This window comes from Streptomyces sp. HSW2009 (assembly GCF_040240285.1).
Taxonomy (GTDB): domain Bacteria; phylum Actinomycetota; class Actinomycetes; order Streptomycetales; family Streptomycetaceae; genus Streptomyces.
The window spans coordinates 1-791 of sequence record NZ_JBEHZD010001101.1 but is presented as its reverse complement, the minus strand read 5'-3'; the positions used below and the strand labels follow the sequence as shown (position 1 = coordinate 791).

At 77.7% G+C, this 791-nt stretch carries 1 protein-coding gene; it reads left to right on the top strand.

The genetic code is table 11. The annotated features are described in order from the left end of the window. On the top strand, positions 1 to 791 hold a 791-nt coding region (locus AAHZ94_RS34755), incomplete at both ends, for an ABC transporter substrate-binding protein (RefSeq protein WP_349997648.1).

Below are 791 nucleotides of genomic sequence, written 5' to 3'. Positions count from 1 at the left end.
AGTACGGGCACGAGTACGAGTACGGGCGAGGCCGTCGGCCCGCCGCCCGTGCTCGCCCCCGCCAGGACCACGCTGGCCGGTACCGCGGGCGCGCTGCGCTCCTGGGTGATCGAGTACGGTCCGCGGTCGGCCAAGGACGCGGCGCTGAAGGCGATTGCCGCCGAGCGCGCGGCGGCGGCCCGGCGCGCCGCGGAGACCAGGGCGCTGGCCACGTTCACCGTCCGCAGATCGCTCGAACCCGCCTACACCCAACTCGCGCTGAACGGCACCGCCGGGCCGCTGGCCGATGAGCGGGTGCGCCGAGCCGTGGCCCGCGCGATCGACCGGGCGGCGCTGACCGAGGCGGTGTACGCGCCGCTGGGCCTGAGCGGCAAGCCGCTCGGCAGCCACCTGCGGGTGGCGGGCCAGCACGGCTACCGCGACAACAGCGGGGCCCTGGGCAGCCGCAACACCGCTGCCGCCCGCTCGCTGCTCGTCGACGCGGGCTGGCAGCCGGGCACGGCGGGGGCCGCGCGCTCCGGGGGCGCGAACCCGGACGCGGCGCACGGCAAGGCGCACGACAAAGCGCACGACAAAGCGCAGGACGAAGCGCAGGACGAAGCGCAGGACGAAGCGCAGGACAAGACGCGGCGCGAGGGGAAGCACGACGAGGCGGGGGCGCGCGCCGGTGCGGAGCGGCACGGCGACGCCGGGGCGCCGAATGCGGCCGGCTCCCGGCCCCCGAAGCCGGAGCAACCGCAGCACCGGCCCGAGCACCCGGACGGGCCGAAGCCGGGCCCGTCCCGCCACCG